General features: G+C 66.8%; 17 protein-coding genes. 4 read left to right on the top strand and 13 right to left on the bottom strand.

Annotated features, from left to right (window positions below; genetic code table 11):
• Positions 1-3: 3 nt before the first annotated feature.
• Both MO1_RS04905 and MO1_RS04900 read right to left on the bottom strand, forming a co-directional pair.
• Positions 4-402, bottom strand: a complete 399-nt coding sequence (locus MO1_RS04905; RefSeq protein WP_082724368.1) for a GNAT family N-acetyltransferase — start codon at positions 400-402, stop codon at positions 4-6.
• On the bottom strand, positions 399-1442 hold the full coding sequence (locus tag MO1_RS04900; RefSeq protein WP_060915365.1) for a DUF1266 domain-containing protein: 1044 nt from the start codon (positions 1440-1442) through the stop codon (positions 399-401). Before MO1_RS04900 ends, MO1_RS04905 begins: the two co-directional genes overlap by 4 nt.
• Positions 1443-1571: 129 nt before the next feature.
• Between MO1_RS04900 and MO1_RS04895 the strand changes: the two genes are divergently transcribed.
• Both MO1_RS04895 and MO1_RS04885 read left to right on the top strand, forming a co-directional pair.
• Entirely contained in the window at positions 1572-1856 is a 285-nt protein-coding gene (locus MO1_RS04895) for a hypothetical protein (protein WP_036311982.1), read from the top strand.
• A gap of 545 nt (positions 1857-2401) precedes the next feature.
• Positions 2402-3238, top strand: a complete 837-nt coding sequence (locus MO1_RS04885) for an alpha/beta fold hydrolase (RefSeq protein ID WP_060915364.1) — start codon at positions 2402-2404, stop codon at positions 3236-3238.
• Between the two features lie 53 nt (positions 3239-3291).
• Here MO1_RS04885 and MO1_RS04880 read toward each other — a convergent pair whose 3' ends face one another.
• From MO1_RS04880 to MO1_RS04850, 7 genes are all read right to left on the bottom strand, one after another.
• The gene (locus MO1_RS04880) at positions 3292-3627 is read right to left on the bottom strand and encodes a YciI family protein (protein ID WP_060915363.1); all 336 of its coding nucleotides are present in this window, start codon (positions 3625-3627) and stop codon (positions 3292-3294) included.
• 25 nt (positions 3628-3652) lie between these two features.
• Positions 3653-4474 (bottom strand): SDR family NAD(P)-dependent oxidoreductase, encoded by an 822-nt coding sequence (locus tag MO1_RS04875; RefSeq protein WP_060915362.1) that lies wholly within the window; start codon positions 4472-4474, stop codon positions 3653-3655.
• 222 nt (positions 4475-4696) lie between these two features.
• Positions 4697-6007 (bottom strand): HNH endonuclease signature motif containing protein, encoded by a 1311-nt coding sequence (locus MO1_RS04870; RefSeq protein ID WP_060915361.1) that lies wholly within the window; start codon positions 6005-6007, stop codon positions 4697-4699.
• 52 nt (positions 6008-6059) lie between these two features.
• Positions 6060-6464, bottom strand: coding sequence for a VOC family protein (locus MO1_RS04865; protein ID WP_060915360.1), 405 nt, complete (start codon positions 6462-6464; stop codon positions 6060-6062).
• Positions 6465-6497: 33 nt separating this feature from the next.
• Positions 6498-7322: an oxygenase MpaB family protein gene (locus tag MO1_RS04860; protein WP_370670635.1), complete on the bottom strand. Its 825-nt coding sequence runs from the start codon at positions 7320-7322 to the stop codon at positions 6498-6500.
• 205 nt (positions 7323-7527) lie between these two features.
• Positions 7528-7941 carry a nuclear transport factor 2 family protein gene (locus MO1_RS04855; RefSeq protein WP_060915358.1) on the bottom strand — a complete coding sequence of 138 codons (414 nt, stop codon included), beginning with the start codon at positions 7939-7941 and terminating at the stop codon, positions 7528-7530.
• Positions 7932-8738 carry an MBL fold metallo-hydrolase gene (locus MO1_RS04850; RefSeq protein WP_060915357.1) on the bottom strand — a complete coding sequence of 269 codons (807 nt, stop codon included), beginning with the start codon at positions 8736-8738 and terminating at the stop codon, positions 7932-7934. The genes MO1_RS04855 and MO1_RS04850 overlap by 10 nt, the downstream gene beginning before the upstream one ends.
• Before the next feature lie 150 nt (positions 8739-8888).
• On the opposite strand from MO1_RS04850, the gene MO1_RS04845 reads away from it, so the two are divergent.
• Positions 8889-9383, top strand: coding sequence for a MarR family winged helix-turn-helix transcriptional regulator (locus MO1_RS04845; RefSeq protein ID WP_036311955.1), 495 nt, complete (start codon positions 8889-8891; stop codon positions 9381-9383).
• A 117-nt stretch (positions 9384-9500) separates the two neighbouring features.
• On the opposite strand, the gene MO1_RS04840 is transcribed toward MO1_RS04845, so the two are convergent.
• Both MO1_RS04840 and MO1_RS04835 read right to left on the bottom strand, forming a co-directional pair.
• A complete protein-coding gene (locus MO1_RS04840) occupies positions 9501-9893 on the bottom strand; it encodes an oxygenase MpaB family protein (RefSeq protein WP_255209225.1) in 393 nt (130 codons plus the stop codon).
• A 454-nt stretch (positions 9894-10347) separates the two neighbouring features.
• The gene (locus MO1_RS04835; protein WP_157526354.1) at positions 10348-11016 is read right to left on the bottom strand and encodes a hypothetical protein; all 669 of its coding nucleotides are present in this window, start codon (positions 11014-11016) and stop codon (positions 10348-10350) included.
• A 56-nt stretch (positions 11017-11072) separates the two neighbouring features.
• On the opposite strand from MO1_RS04835, the gene MO1_RS14445 reads away from it, so the two are divergent.
• The gene (locus tag MO1_RS14445) at positions 11073-11267 is read left to right on the top strand and encodes a helix-turn-helix transcriptional regulator (protein WP_255209224.1); all 195 of its coding nucleotides are present in this window, start codon (positions 11073-11075) and stop codon (positions 11265-11267) included.
• A gap of 195 nt (positions 11268-11462) precedes the next feature.
• Here MO1_RS14445 and MO1_RS04830 read toward each other — a convergent pair whose 3' ends face one another.
• Entirely contained in the window at positions 11463-14423 is a 2961-nt protein-coding gene (locus MO1_RS04830) for a DEAD/DEAH box helicase (RefSeq protein WP_060915355.1), read from the bottom strand.
• Positions 14420-15232, bottom strand: coding sequence for a Hachiman antiphage defense system protein HamA (locus MO1_RS04825; protein WP_060915354.1), 813 nt, complete (start codon positions 15230-15232; stop codon positions 14420-14422). The genes MO1_RS04830 and MO1_RS04825 overlap by 4 nt, the downstream gene beginning before the upstream one ends.
• Between the last annotated feature and the right edge of the window lie 281 nt (positions 15233-15513).

Genomic DNA, 15513 nt, shown 5'->3' with positions numbered 1-15513 from the left:
GCGTCAGCCGCGCTGCATGAGCCGTTCGGGTGTCGGGTAGAGCTCGAAGCCGAACTGCTCGTAGAGGCCGTGCGCGTCCTGTGTGACGAGGAGGATGCGCTTCAGGTTCAGCGGCTCGAGTGTGTCGACGACGCTGCCGGCGAGCGCCTTGCCCACTCCCCTGCCGCGCGCCGCAGGGTCGACGTAGACGTCGCAGAGCCAGGCGAAGGTCGCGTGATCGGTGACGACGCGCGCATAGCCGAGGGGCGTGCCGTCGTCGTCGAGCGCGCAGAAGTTCAGCGAACCCTGCGCTGCTCGCTCGACGACGTCGCGGCTGCGGCCGAGAGCCCAGTAGGCGCCTTCGGACAGCCAACGGTGGACGGTGTCGAGGTCGATCTCGGCGAGGTCCGTGGTGACCCTCATGAGCGAGCTCCGACGGCAGGCCATTCCGCCGAGGCGGTCGGCCATTTTGAGGCACGGAGCTCGGCGAGCGCATCGCGCTGGCTCTGCACGGCCTGCAGCGAGTCAGTACGGAACGCCGTGGCGATGAGGACCTCGCGCCAGTACTCCTCCCAGCTGCGGTAGGTGGCAAAGGCCTTCTCGGCGAGAGGCTCGAGGAGCGCCCACGTCTCGTCGGCGGTGAGGTATCCCGCGACATAGGCGTAGCGGATACCACCGATGCCGCGCTCGATGTCGGCGGCGAGGAGCAGGCGCGCCGGCCGCTCCTCGGTGCCGCGCGCGAGGTCCTGAATGTCGAAGACGGCCAGGTCGGTGAGACCGGCGACCCGGGTGATCATGTGCTCGCCGCCGTCGCTGTGGACGACCTCGGCGAACCGCTGGGAGTTGATCCCGAGCGCGAGAGTGTCGGCGACGAGGAGCTCGGCGTCGGCTTTGGTGACGATCTTGAACTGCTCGTCGAGGGCGCCGCGCAGCTGCTTGAGGGGGACGACGGGCAGCGCGAACCAGGGCGAACCCTGTTCGCCGTCGCGGTGCTTCGAGCGGAGCTCCTGAGGCAGCTCGGCGAACGTCGGCGTGAATCCGAGCGACGCGTTCCAGCCGCGCGTTGCGAAGTCGCTGGCGGAGTCGAGTGCGAGGATCTGCTGCTGCCGCGCGGTGATCGGCTGCCGAGCGGATGCCGCGATGTAGGCGAGCTGGGCACGGCGGGGAGCACCGGCATCCCGGATCGCAAGGACGAACGACGCGATTGCGAGCCCGATGGACATCCCGACGAGGAAGGCAAAGAAGCTGAGCACGATGTCGTCGACGTCCTGGAGCCGCGACCATACGAACGCGGCGATGCCGAGGGGCGCGCCGGCCAGGGTGACGCGGATCGCGCGGCGGCGCATCTCGGCGGGATCGGACTTGCGTTTCGCGTCGAGCACCCGGGCGTAGCGCAATCGGGACCGAACGGGGTACTCGGCGTCACCGGGATGGTTCTGGAGGGCATTCACGGCAGGGGCCACCGGACCATCCTGGCACCGGTCAGACGCGTCGAGCGTCACCGCTGTCGGCGACGACCTCGGCTGCCGCGCCTCGCTCGCGGTAGCGTGATTCCGGGCACATGCCCACTTCGCCACCGGCACGGGGGAACGATGTCCGAGACACCACTGGGCCGACCGGCCGCGTCCGCCCAGCGCAAGAACGGCCTCGCGATCGCGACCCTGATCGTCGGGATCGCCGCCTTCCTCACCGGGATCGTCCCCGGGGTGGGTCTCGTGCTCGGACTGACGGCGTTCGCGCTCGGCGTCTACGCGCTCACGCGGGGGCAGTCCAAGCCGATGGCGCTCGTGGGCGGTTCGCTCGGCGCGATCGCCGCCGTCACGGGGCTGATCTCGACGAGCGCGACGATGATGCTGATCCTCAACGGCAACCTCTGAGGCTCTTCTCGCCGCGGCATCCGTACCGCCACGGTGACCGCCTGCACACGATCGCGACGCTGGTGTTCGAGAAGCTGGTCTGAGCCGGGGCGCCAGATGGGGTGTTCTCCCCATCGCGGCGACTCGCGCGCGTCCCTACGCTGGCAGAGTTCGGTAATCCGGATCGATGCCGCGCAGCGTGACCGGGGGATGGTTCACGCTGCACGAGTCGATCGTCCACTGGGGGACAACGGCCGTGGCCGTCCCGACGTTCGTTGAGAACGGAGGGATGCCGCGCGGCGTGTCCCTGGGGAGGGTCACGCCGCGCGGGCCTGACGTCCGGCGCATCCGACCCCCATCCGACACACAACTCGGGCAGGATGTCTCGCGTGACATCTGATCCACCGGGCTCGGAGCGACTCGCGCTTGCCGGCTTTCTTCGCGCGCGACGCGCCGCGTTGGCTCCGGAGCCCGCTGCTCCCACCCCGACGGGGTCGTGACGGTCATCCCCGACGCGATCGCCGATCTCGGCTGAACCGCCCCACCCACACAAAGGAGACACGTCCATGCCTTTCATCACCACCGACGACGGCGCCGAGATCTACTTCAAGGACTGGGGCGACAAGGACGCTCAGCCGATCGTGTTCCACCACGGGTGGCCGCTGTCGTCCGACGACTGGGACGCGCAGATGCTGTACTTCCTCGGCAAGGGTTTCCGCGTCATCGCGAGCGACCGCCGTGGTCACGGCCGGTCGTCGCAGATCGGCACCGGCCACGACATGGACCACTACGCCAGCGACGTGAGCGCCGTCGTCGAGCACCTCGATCTGCGCAATGCGGTGCACATCGGCCACTCGACCGGTGGCGGTCAGGTCGCGCGGTACGTCGCGAAGTTCGGTGAGCCGCAGGGCCGCGTCGCGAAGGCCGTGCTGGTCGCGGCGGTGCCGCCGCTCATGGTGCAGACCGACTGGAACACTGAGGGGACGCCGATCTCGGTGTTCGACGGATTCCGTGAGGCGCTCGCGGCGAACCGTGCCGAGTTCTTCGAGGCCGTGGCATCCGGTCCGTTCTACGGCTTCAACCGCGAGGGCGTCACGCCGTCGCAGCCGGTGATCGACAACTGGTGGCGGCAGGGCATGACGGGCAGCGCGCTCGCGCACTACGAGGGCATCAAGGCGTTCAGCGAGACGGATCAGCGCGAGGATCTGGCGGCGATCACGGTGCCGGTGTTCGTGATCCAGGGCGATGACGACCAGGTGGTGCCGTACAAGGCGGCGGCGCTGCAGCAGGCCGAGATGCTGCAGAACTCGACGCTGAAGATCTACGAGGGCTACCCGCACGGCATGCTGACGACGCACGCCGATGTGCTGAACCCCGACATCCTCGAGTTCATCCAGAGCTGACGGATGCCGCGCGGCGTGGCTCCAGGGTGGGTCACGCCGCGCTCGCCGACGGCTCAGGTGCCGCTGTGGATCAGCCTGACCTCGACGCCGCCGTTGCCACGGATGGCGGGGTTCGCGGCGGCGATCGCGAGGGCCGCGTCCTCGTCGTCCGCTTCGATCACATAGACACCGGCGACGACCTGCGCGGCGTCGACGAACGGTCCGTTGCGGACGCCGTCGACCCGGATGGATCGAGCGAGCGAGCGCGGCGTGAACGCGTAGGCGGCACGCAGCGCTCCCGACTGTGCGAGCTCGTCACCGTGCGCGTTGGGCTCGGCGAGCTGCTCATCGGACGCGTCGAGAGCGTGCGCGGAATCGTCGGTGTAGATCAGAACGGCGTACTGCGGCATGGCGGCATCCTTTCCGTGGCGGTGTTCAGCCGAGCGCGACCATCTCAGCGCTGCGGTCCCACAGCTCGCGCGCGAGCTGCTCGTCGGTGGCGAGCTTGTGCGTCTTCGTGACGCGATCGTTCTCGTAGTACGCGCCGGGCAGCCAGTCGGTGCCGGGGGTGCCGTCGGCGAGGAACACGAGGCGTTTGCCGCCCTCGTCGGTCGTCGTCAGCAGGCGCTTCGCGAGGGGGTTGTGGTACATGAACCGGAACGGTCCGGTCAGGTTTCCCGCGAACCCGGTCGCGACGACGCCGGGGTGGAACGCTCCGGCGGAGATGCCCTCGCTCCCCCAGCGGCGCTGCAGTTCGCGGGTGAAGAGGATGTTGGCGAGCTTCGCGTTGCCGTAGGCGACCCGCCCGGAGTAGCGGCGGGCGCCGTTGAGGTCGTTGATGTCGAAGCGCGAGAAGATTCGCGCGGCGGCACTCGCGGTCTGGACGATGGATGCCTCGCTCTCGACCAGCCGGTCGTGCAGCAGGTTCGTGAGCAGGAACGGGCCGAGGTGGTTCACCTGGAACGTCTGCTCGAACCCGTCGGTCGTGAGTTTGCGCGGCCCGAAGATCCCGCCGGCGTTGTTCGCGAGCAGGTCGATGCGCGGGTACGCGGCGAGAAGCTCGTCCGCCAGACGGCGCACCTGCGCCAGGTCGGAGAAGTCGGCGAGGTGGTACGGCATGTTGAGGCCCTCGGCGACAGCGCGGGTCTTTTCGGGCGATCGGCCGACGAGGACGACCCGGTGGCCGCGGGCGACGAGTTGACGGGATGCCGCGGCTCCGATCCCGTCGCTGGCGCCGGTGATGACGATGGTTCGCATGAGGTGAGTGTCACACCCTTCGCTGTGTCCGTGTCGGCTCTTGACGATGTCGTCGCGGTGTGGCCGGGGTGGTGGATGGTCGATGCGGTCGCGGGCTGAGGCGTCGCAGGGCTCGGGAGGTCGCGTTCAGAACGTGGGCTTCAGAACGTGGGGTTCAGAACGTGGGGTTCAGAACGTCGCGTTCAGAACGTGGGGTTCAGAACGTGGGTTCCGACGCCCGGATCAGAACGGCGCCGGGTCTCCGGCGGGCCAGGTCCGCTCGGCAGGGGTGAATGCGACGGCCGGTGTCGGTGCGTCTTCGCGATACGTCCTGCCGAGGGGTGAGGTCCATTCGAGGACACCACCCTTCAGTTGTCGGACTCTCCAGGCGGTGAACTGCTTCATCGAATGATGCCTCTGGCACAGGTGCGCCAGGTTGCCGACCTGGGTGGCGCCGCCGAGGGCGTGATCGTGGGTGTGGTCGACTTCGCACTGGATGGCGGCGAGGCGGCATCCGGGGAATCGGCAGTGCTGATCGCGTGCCTGCAGGTGTCGTCGCAGGGGGTTCGGTACGCGGTAGGTGTCGACGGCGAGCACGGTGTCGGTGATCGGGTCGGTGACGAGGCGTTCCCACGAGGGGGTGTCACCGGCAAGCCGACGGGCGGTGGCCGCGTCGATCGGCGTGCGTCCGATGAGGTCGCACGGTACGTCGGTGCCGGCGAGGGCGAACGCGGGGACCACGACCTGCACGTGCGCGCGGATCGCGCCGAGGGGGCCGGCGGTCGTGTCGCGCGTGTCGTCGAGCGCGGGCTTACCGGCGAGCAGCAGGTCGGCGAAGACGTCGGCGCGCACCTGGTCGGCGGTACGGCCGTCGGTGTCGACGACCTCGTTTGAGCGCTCGCTCCGCGTGTCGATGATCGCGCGCGCTTGGCGGGTGAGCCGATCGTGGATGCCCTCGGCGATGACGGTCGGCAGCGTCGCGACGACGTCGCTCATGCCGTCGCGGCCGGGGATGAGGCGCACGGCGCGGTGGGCGGCGGCATCCTGATGGCGTTCGGTGAACGACCGCGGGTGCATCTGCAACGCGAGGATCTCGATCTCGGCCCGCACCCGGTTGGGGGTGTCGCGTCGGCACCGCTGGATCGCGACGGCCTCGAAGGCGAGCCGGACGTCGGCGGGGAGGTCAGCTCCGGCATCCACGATCACGTCGACGTGGCCGCGGGTGATCATCCCCGCCTCCCACGCCTTGAGCGAGGCCGCGTAGTCCTCGACGATCGTGCGCGCCTGGGTGATGCGTCGTTGCACGGTGCGGTCGGTGAGGCGGAGCACTCCGCCGAGTTCGGCCGCGATCGCGCGGAGCGCCATGTCGTGCGCCTGCACGCGCGCCGAGGACTCGGCGGCCTGCTGCTCGGCGAGCGCACCCGCGCGGGCGAGGACCTGGAGCTGGACGATCTGCGCCCGGGTGATGAGCTTCTCGACCATGGCGGTCTCGTGCACAATGTCGGCGAGGGGCGCGAAGCGTTCCCGGGTGCCGATGGTGCCGAGCGAGGTCATGCTTCCATTGTGGTGGGGGCCTCCGACATCGCTTCTGCGCCCACGAAGCCGGTCAGTCGGCGCTCTCCCGGGGCGGATTGAACATGAACTCGAGCCGCACGCCGTTGTCGTCTTCGACGAACGAGGCGTAGTAGCGGTCACTGAACCGCGGGTACGGTTTCGGGTCGCGGACTGCAGTCCACCCCGCCTCGATCGCGGCGTCGTGGAGGCGATCCACGTCTTCCCGGGAGTCCACGGCGAAGGCCAGGTGCTGCCACCCGACGCGTCCGGTGCGATGCGGGGGGCTCTCCTCGTCGCGGGCCGGGTAGAGGATGAGCTCCTCTTCGCCGCGGTACCACGAGACCGAGCCGTCGGCATCCTGTCGCGTGCATCCGAGCATCGTCATGACGGGGTCGAACTGCGCGGTCGAGGTCGCCAGGTCGCGGACGCTGATGCCGATGTGGTCGAAGAGGGCCATGACCCCATCCTGCGGGGCTCGATCGCCCGCGCGCTAGCCCTCCAGCCGCCGCAACCGCAGCCGCGCCATGTCCTGCGCGCGCGGCCCGGACCCCAGCGCACGCCCGGTCACGCGCAGGATGAGGCGGGTCGCCGTCTTCACCGGCAGCCACGAACGCCGGAGGCCCAGCATCCGTCGGATCCGCGGAGGGAAGGTCGCGACCGCCGCGGCGAACAGCACGCGGTAGGCGAGACCCATCATCCCGGTGAACGGGGGCTTCTTGAGGAACCGGACGACGTCGTCGACGCGCTCGTCGCGGCGCAGCTCACCCCGGTCGAGGAAGCCGTCGATCTCGGCGCGCAGGGCGGCCTCGGTCAGCGGCGGGTCGGTGACGCGCATGAGGCGTCCGGCGGTGGCCCAGTCGGCGACGTAGGCGTCGGCGCCGCCGGGGATAGCGCGGCCGTACGCCTCGTGGCTCCGCAGGAACGCGTCGGTGAAGGCGAGGTGCACCCAGCGCACGAGGTCGGTCTGCTCGGCGGTGTAGGTGCGGGCGGAACCGTCACCGGCGACGTACTCGCCCTGCACGCGGCGGTGGAAGCGGCCGACGCGGGCGGTCTCGGCATCCGCTTGCGTCGTCGACCCATAGGTGAGCGTGATGACCCAGCGGACGGTGCCGGTGAGACGCCCGATCGGATCGTCGCGGTAGCGCGACCAGTCGTGCACGCCGGCGAGAGCGCCCGGGTGGAGAGCCTGCAGGAGCAGGGCACGGATGCCGGCGACCAGGGTGCCCATGCCGGCGTGAACCGTCCACGCGGGGCCGTTCTCGAGGAAGTATCCGGCGTCGTCGCCGTCGGCGAGCGCGCGGACGTACGGTGCCATGCCGGTCGGGTCACCGGCGAGCGCGGTGAGCAGGCGGGCGCGGAGCCGGGTCACGTACGGAGGGGTAGCGGGTGGTGCGGGGGTCACGGTTTAAGCGTGCCACCGTCACAGTGACGCGGGGGCGGATCGGTGGCCGTCTTCCTCCGCAGATGACGGATGCCGGTGGCCGCCGCGGCGACGACCGGCATCCGTCATCTGGGTCGGGTCACGACGCGGCGTCGCGGACCTTCGCGGTGTCGACGAACTGTTCGAAGCGGACGATGAGTCCGCCGCGGACGATGAAGTGATGAGCGACGCGGACGGCGAGCGGCTTGCCGGTCGCGCGGTTCGTGGCGGTGTATCGCGCGAGCACCACGACGTTCTCACCGTCGACGACGTACGTGTCGTCGTGGGCGGCCCAGCCCTCCCAGTCCTGACCCAGGCGTTCCATCACATTCGAGGTGACGACGGTCGGCGTGCGGTACGTTCCGGCGAGGGGGAACCCTGCCATCTCTGTCCACTCGACGTCGGGGGCGAGGGTCGCGCGGAGCGCCTCGAGGTCGCCGGCGGCGGACGCGAGGTATTGGCGGCGGACGACGTCGCGCGGTGAGTCGGAGTGGTTCTGTTCGTTCAGCCCCATGTCATTTCTCCCTTGGCAACCTTCGGACCGATCTGAGCGGCGATGAGCATTCCCGACGAAGGGTAGCGCCCGACGAGCGCTTCGGTCACAGCGGCGGCATCGGCGGATGCGGCGACGATCTCTTCGAACGCCTGCAGGTAGGTGCGGGTGTACTCGATCGCGCTGACGTCGGCCGCGGTGCCGGGCAGACGGTGGCCGGCGACGACGAGCTCGGGGGCGAGCGCCTGCATCCCGTCGAGGAGGGCGATCCAGGCAGCGCGCTGCTCGGGGGTGGAGGTGTCGGCAGTCCAGACGTGCTCCTGCTGGAAGAGCAGGACGCCGCCGAGGATGGCGCGGTGGGTCTCGTTCCAGAGGTACTGGCGGTCGGGGAGGATCTCGGAGCCGCCACGCAATTCGAGGCGCTCCTCTTCGACGACGATCGCGTCGTCGGTGAAGGGGGTCATCTCGACGAGGCGGGTGGGAAGGTTCGCGCCCAGGGCGCTCCACGCCTTCAGCTTGCCCTCGAAGGATTTCTGGATCTGGTCGATGACGATCGGAGTGGCGAGGATGCGCGCACCCGGGAAGGTGTCGGCGATGACCTCGAGGCCGAAGTAGAAGTCGGGGTCGGCGTGGCTGACGAAGACGGTGGTGAGGGTCTTGCCCGAGTCGAGGACGGCTGCGACGAGGCGGTGTCCGTCGGCGCGGGTGAAGCCGGCGTCCACGAGGACAGCCTCGGTGTCGCCCGTCACGAGGGTGGCGGCCTTATTCTTCGACCCGACGGGGAAGTCGAGGTCGAGAACGGTGAAGTCCAGAGCCATGAGAGTTTCCTTCCTACAGACGTTCAGACCTTCTGAGCGCCTGCCGCGATGGCGGCATGCTCGATGTAACTAAGCTGACTCGTCAGCTATTCCGGGGTGCCGGGACTTTCTTCGCGAGCAGGGTTCGGGCGGGTGCGTAGGGTGAGTTCCATGGCTGATCCCTCCCCCTTCGCGACGCCCGTGGACGCGGCGTACGACTCCCGGATTCTGCTGTTCGGACGGCTCATGGGCGCCGCGAACGGCTTGGAGTATCTGCTCGCGCGGGACTTGGAGGAGAGCACCGGTCTGACGCATCCGATCTTCGAACTGCTGCTGATCGTCGCCCGTCGTGGCGACGAGGGTGTCTCGGTGAAGGACATCGCGCAGGCGAAGGTGGTGACCTCAGGCGGCGCGACACGGCTCGTAAGTCGGGGCGTGGCGCAGGGACTCGTGACGCTGCGTCCCTCGGAGGCGGACGGGCGGGTGAAGCTCGTGCGGTTGAGCGAGCATGGGTCGGAAAAGCTGCTGGAGGCGTCAGCGATTCACGCGCGGAACATCGAGAGGTATCTGATCGCGGCCCTGCCGAGCGGAAGCGAGCCATCGTTCGCGGCGAGTGTGCGGGCGCTGAGCAAGAGCGCATCGTCTGCGTTGCCGGCGATGCCGTAGCGGTGCGGCTGTGATCGGCTAACTAAGAAGCGGGACATGCCCCGGGCGGGTCGCCGGGCTCAAGGAACGATCAGGGACGCTTTCGCCCTGCTGAATCGAGTCGCGTTCGTGCGCGATTCACGACGGGCGGAAACCGTCACCGGCGACGTACTCCCCCTGCACGCGCCGGTGGAAACGGCCGACGCGGGCCGTCTCGGCATCCGCTTGCGTCGTCGACCCGTAGGTGAGCGTGATGACCCAGCGGACGGTGCCGGTGAGGCGCCCGATCGGATCGTCGCGGTAGCGCGACCAGTCGTGCACGCCGGCGAGGGCGCCCGGGTGCAGAGCCTGAAGAAGAAGGGCGCGGATGCCGGCGACCAGAGTGCCCATGCCGGCGTGAACCGTCCACGCGGGGCCGTTCTCGACGAAGTATCCGGCGTCGTCGCCGTCCGCGAGCGCGCGGACGTAGGGCGCCATCCCGGTCGGGTCACCGGCGAGCGCGGTGAGCAGACGGGCGCGAAGCCGCGTCACGTACGGAGGGGTAGCGGGTGGTGCGGGGGTCACGGTTCCAGCGTGCCACCGTCACGGTGACGCGGGGCCGGATCATGGGGTCAGCACCCGTTCAACAGCGATCCGGACGTTACCCAACTCAGTTCAACCGAAACGTCAGTACCCGGGAGGGACTCGAAAACGATTTGAGCATTCTGTGTACAGACACGAAACGACAGATACCACGGAATTACGCGGGTTCTGAATACCGCGGCGACATCCAACAACGTCCGAAAACAGCCAGTTGGAAATAAGATGCGGCCAAAAAGCGGGCAAGAATTCCGGGCCATGAGTGCGTCTGCGGGCACCTACAGAAGTTAATGCGGCCACGGATAAATTGGACCCGCGAGAATCTTGTCTATTCTGAGCATTTTGCTCACTATGCGGCGATTCTTCCGGCGAGCGCCCAAATGATGCTTGATGGTCCAGTTTGCCTTCATCGTCCGAGCGGAGACCGGTCCGGAGAACTGGAGCCGGATTGTGGGCGCGTCAGAGCGTCCTCATCTGCGCGCATCCGGTTGTACGTCTCTCGCGGGCTCAAGTCATCAGCGAGGCCGGCTTCGCGGGCGCGCGCCATCATGCGCGTGGCCGTGCTCACGCTCACACCAAGTTGCTCCGACACGAGCTTGAGCGGCGCCAGGTTCACGGTCGTCGCGATCCGGTAAAGCGTCACCGCCTCGCGCACCGCCTCCTCATAGTTGCGATCGGTACGCGACTTCACGCCCTCAAGGTACTCGCTCAAGCGCTGGGGCTCCCCGCCTTCGCGCGTCACGGTAACCACACGCATCGAAGAGACCGCGACGAGGTACTGCACGCGCACGTCGCGGAGCGCGGCAGCCGTTACTTCGTCGCCCTCCCCCACGCGATCGAGACTCACGGATACGGCCGCAGTGCGCCGTAGCTGCTCATCGAACACCACGCAAAGGCGGATGGCGCCCGCGACGTTCGGCTCGCCGGTCGCGACCGCATCCCACGCCTTAGGGATACTCACGCCGTCGCCGACATCGATCCGCCCACTGTCGGTCACGTTGACTTGAACACCACTCATGCAATGAGCCTGGCACGATTTCGAATCCGTGAGCAATACATGTCGCGGATTGCTCACAACAGGAGTACGGTGTGGGCAAGTGGTGACATGCATTGCTCAACGAGGAGAAGGACATGAACAATTCAAGCAACTCGCTTGCTCTAACGATGAAGGACGCGGCCAAGCTGGTCGGCGTCGACTGCCGCACGATCAAGCTCGGCATCGAGAACGGAACCATCCCCACCATCCAGCTCGGCCCGCGCCGAATGATCCCCGCATTCCCCTGCTCCGGGCGTTCGGGATCAACGCCTGACGGATCGTCGGAGTGAGTGGACGAAGCGCGTATGGCGGCGGCGCAAGATCGGGATATTCGCGCGGACGGCGCTTTGTAAGCAAGGAGTCTCGGCGAATCGGAGGAGGCGTACGCGCAGCGTCGTCGGATCGGCTTTCCACCTCGGTCGTGACGTCGCATCCGCTACTGCGGCGTCGCTGGCGAATCCCGATCCACATGAGAGGAAGCGCGGCTAGGTGCTCTGCCTGATCGCCAGGTCTGAGACAGTTCGCTGATACACCAGATCACCCAATTGCGGAAGCCATACTTCGGTGGCCGCGAGGAGCTCCCGGGCGATCATCAATGGGCTTGAAAAGAGGTTCGTCATCGATTTCATCGAGGAGTGCGCACCGAGCTGCACTGCGGCACTCCGATGCCGGACGCCCTTGGCCATCAGTTCCCGCGCCGCGGCGGTCGGAACGCCAAACCGCAAAAAGTCAGGGAAGGCGGCGACGGCGGGCGCTAGCGCGACGCCCTGCGAATTCAGGTGCTGCTCGAGGATCGCGACGGCTTGTTCTATGAGTGTCACCAGGTCGAACAAGACGAGCTTGGCGTGAATTCGAAGCAAAGCGTCGATGCCAACCCCCGCCTGCGACGCGAGCTCGGTGAACGGCTTGCCCTGCAACCAGGCGAGTATCAGCGCCGACAGCGATGCGGCGAGGTCGGTCACCTCCGTCCGCCGGTACGCGGTCTCTGATTCCCCGATGAAACCTGGCTGCGCGAGCGCCCACCCGACGAAAAGCCGGATTAGGTCAGGGTCTAGGGGCGACTCGACGGTTTCCCATTCCTCAAACCGAGGGAGGAGATCATCGATCACTGCGTCGACTAAACGGGGACGCGCCGACGTTCCCTGGGCAAGCGCAAGCCGCCCAGACGAGCGCATCTCTATAAGGCGTTCCGCGCGTAGCTGGAACACGCTGAACAGCAACTGCCGCTCCTGCTCTGTGGCTCGTGCCGCAGCGAACGTCTCAGCAGCGAGCGCTTCCGCGATGCCCGCGAACCGTTCCGCGCCAAGCTCATCTCGAATCAACTCGACCAGCGCAGCGTCAACCCCGTCCACGAGCGAGAACAACACCGGACTGGCCTCGAGCACTCCGTTAGTGAGTTGCAACTGTTGGCGAGCAAGCGCGCCCTCCAACGCCCTGACGAGGGTGATGAGCGCTCCCGCAACAGACTCGCCAGGCTGACCCTCCGCAACAGGACTGACCAGGGCCCAGTCCTCGGGATTCGCGCAGACCACTAGCCCGCGAGTAGAGCTCCCCGCCCGTCCTGCTCGACCAACGAGATTCTTGATATCTCGGGCCAGCATCGCCTCGGGTGCACTCCCATCGGAGCTGCGCTTCACGGAGTAGAGCACCATCGTCCGCAGCGGCAGGTTCACTCCTTCGGCCAACGTGCTAGTGCACAACACCATCGATACTCGCCGCTCCGACACTAGCTCCTCGAGAACCTCCCGCGTCTCTTGCGGCACGTCACCGTGATGAACGATCGCGCCCGCCATAAGCGCCCGCGTCCCTACCCAGTCCTCGCCATACTCCCGAACCAGGTACGCCACCACCGACTCGATCACCGAGCCGTCCGTCATGTAGGCCAGCGGTCTTGGGAGATCGAGGCCGGCAGAGATCTGCTTTAGGAGTTCGTTGGCAAGTCCGATCACACCTCGATTTCCGCCCTTCTCGGTCGCAAATACCGCGACCGGGCCAAGCGCCAGTGCTTTTCGTGCAGCGGCCACAGCCTGAGTCTTCGTGGACCCGAAGTCGTAGGTGTTCAGCCGACCTGTAGCTGAGTTCGTGAACTGGAAATCCTCCAGAGCCAGGAATTCGGGCAAGGTGTGAGAAGGCACGGATGTGGACGGCTCGTGGAGCTCCAGCCCGATCTTGCGTTGTCGGCCCGCCCCCGAAGGTCGGAGCACCGCGAACTCCGCAATTGCTGGCCTGTAGTCGCTTCGCACCACGGTGGCATCTGAGCCACCCAGCCAAGTGTTGATCTCTTCTACATTGGGAACAATCGCCGACACGAACACAATCCGCGGGCTCGGGTCTCGCGCCTTCAGCCGTGCGAGCAGTAGCTCCAACCCCACTCCCCGGGAGTCGCTGTCGAGGAGGTGCCCCTCATCGCAAACGACCAACGAGATCTCCGTTAGGAGTTCCGGGTTGGCGCCAGCGAGCCCGGTCAGGGCCTCCGGCGTGGCGATGAGAACGCGGACATCTTCGAGATCGTCGCTCTCCTCGATCCCGGGAACCGTCCCCCCGTACACCGTCCGTGATCGCAATCCCATTGCCGTCAGTTGCCGACCGACGCTTCCGCGCAGCTCGCGCGCCAACGCCCGGTATGGCACCAGCAGGACTGCCTTGCTCCCGGGTGATCGACTCAAGTGGTCGAAGATGAGCGTTTCAGTCAGCGCAGTCTTCCCGGCTCCCGTCGGCATCTGCAGCGAGTACGACTCAGCACTACTGAGCAGGCCCGCTTCGATGGCCTCCATCTGCGACGGAAAGAAGTCCCAAACCGGCTGCCTGCGGTCCAGAAACGACTCCACAAGAGGATCCCACCGGCGCGCCGCCCCATCGGGCAGAACGGCACGAAGGTTAGTCCGCTGGAAACGCTCGATCATTGCCGCGTAGAGGCGGTGCGCCACCCACTCGTCAGGGCCAACATCAATTGCTCGATCCGCTTCTTCCCGCGCGGCGGCGACCATCTCATCGACGGCGCGCATGTTCCCTATCCGGACCGCGGCAACCAGCTGCTGGGTCGAGCTCGAGGCAGGATTCACAGGCCGACTGAGGAGCTCGTACGCCGCCTCTTGGGCCTGCACCTCCCAGAACTGCGGGTCGGCTAGCCGCATAGTCATTACCGCCGATGCAGGATATCCGCCCTGGAAGAACGCGACCGCCGCGAAGAACAAGGCGTCCGAACGAGCACCGTCCCGAAGATCCCGGCTCGCCGTCTCAAGCGCACGACCAAGGGATGCCCAGTCCAGCGGGTCCCCGCCGCCCGCCCGGACCCTGTCGAAGAGCTCACCAACGAGTGAGTAGTACAAGTCCGTCGTGCGGTCATGGAGGTAAGCGAGCTGCCCGAGGTGCCCCGTCAACCGAAAGTCCTCGATCGTCTGCTGCGTTTCCGCGTCCGCAATCCATCGACCCAGGTTCTCTCTCATACGTCGCCTTCGAAGTCATCCGCGGTCAGCATCGCAGCGCCAAAAACCCGCTCGTAGTTGTCTTTCAGATTTGGAACCGAGATCACGATTAGCGCTCGCTCCTCGGCCGGGGGTGCCACCACATCCACTAACTCGTCGGCGACCAGACTCGCGCAGATAACGGCCACCGCGCGGAACTCACGCGTCGCCTCCGGGTGGTCAACGGGGTGGATGAACCTGTCCAACTGCTCGATCGAAATGGTCGACAGTCCGGTATCGAGTGCTCGCTCCTTCAACCAATTCAATGTCTTCACGAAACGTCGCGAGCTATCCTTCTCCGAGTCCGCGATCGCGCTCTGGATAGGCGTCGACGCGCCGTTGGTGGACTTTGTCTTGACTTCAGCACAGATAATCCGATCGCTCGTCGACGAGGCCGGCCAGTTGGGGAGAATCATCTGCACCACATCCGAGCCAGGAGCAGGCTTCGTCCGATCCTGCTTCAGCCTCCACTTCTTCGGATCCAGAACACCCGCCGGATGCTCCCGCGAAGCATGGAAAAGCGCCGTCAGGATCTCACCGAAGTCCCCAGCCATCGTCGATCCGCGATCCGGAAATTTCGAGCCGACGATCTCGTGAGCAGCAGTCGACGTCTCCTGAACTCGCGCCTTCAGCGCCGCGTCTGAGATATAGCAGCGCCTGACTGGAACGCCTAGACGCTCCGCGAACGCGGCCGCCTGGTCGGAATCGATCTCGATCACCGTGAACGGCGAGGTTTGCGCCGTTGAAAAGACCTCCCCAAAGTCCCCGAAGTCGACCTCTAGCTCCTGCATCACACGCCCCTATTAAACATCCGGAATGCTCGAGCGCCGACTTCTGCTGAAGTCGCTCCAGAGCAAGCTGCCCCACCATTACATTGGAACCGAACCGTCTAGCCGTTTCACCCGGCCGGATTGTCTCGAGTATTCCCTGACATCATCCCGGACAAGCGCGACGTGACGTCGCATTTGCGGCCGACAATCCTGCACCACGCCAGGAACGAAACGTTCGGACCGCTCGCTCGACATGGGAGGTGTGGCGCCGGACGCTGGAAACACGGGAGCGCCAAGCACCC

Source organism: Microbacterium oleivorans NBRC 103075 (assembly GCF_001552475.1).
GTDB lineage: Bacteria > Actinomycetota > Actinomycetes > Actinomycetales > Microbacteriaceae > Microbacterium > Microbacterium oleivorans.
The sequence above is the reverse complement of the archived record's forward strand: the minus strand, read 5'-3'. Positions and strand labels throughout refer to the sequence as shown.